Below are 553 nucleotides of genomic sequence, written 5' to 3' on the forward strand. Positions count from 1 at the left end.
ACAATCATGATGTTCCGCAGAGAGGAAAAGGCTAATGACTGATATCACCGAACTGGCGCAGCGTATGAAAGCGGCAGCGCAAAAAGCCAAGCAGGCGAATGACCTCTACCTTGAAGGAAAAATAACGCTGTCTGAGTGCGCCATAGAGACGAAGGGTTATCTCGATTACTCAGACAATCCGAATAACATCCTCGCGCTGGTAGAGGCGCTGGAGATGGCGCAGCAGGAGAGAGACAACTGGCGCACCAGCTTTGATAACAAGCGATTTCGTGCGGATAATTTGGCATCAGTACTGAATTACGAAATAGAGCGGGCTGCGAACGTGAGAGGGCAATTATTGATAGCTCACCGCACGTTATTAAATCAGCAGGCAAAGATTTCAGAGCTGGAGTCCCGCACCGTGAAGCTGCCAAATCAAACTGATTTTGATGACCCACTATCAGCATATGAGGCTATCGAGAAATTCAAAGAGGCGCTGACCACCGCTGGCATCAAGTGGGAGGCTGAATGATGGCTAAATCAGCGATGAAATATATGGTCCGCGCCTGGAACA

1 protein-coding gene is annotated in these 553 nt (G+C 49.2%); it reads left to right on the top strand.

The window, feature by feature from the left end; translation table 11 throughout:
* Positions 1-34 precede the first annotated feature (34 nt).
* On the top strand, positions 35-511 hold the full coding sequence (locus AQ981_RS28360) for a hypothetical protein (RefSeq protein WP_058914535.1): 477 nt from the start codon (positions 35-37) through the stop codon (positions 509-511).
* Positions 512-553 lie beyond the last annotated feature (42 nt).

The sequence above is a fragment of the Entomohabitans teleogrylli genome (assembly GCF_001484765.1).
GTDB classification, from domain to species: domain Bacteria; phylum Pseudomonadota; class Gammaproteobacteria; order Enterobacterales; family Enterobacteriaceae; genus Entomohabitans; species Entomohabitans teleogrylli.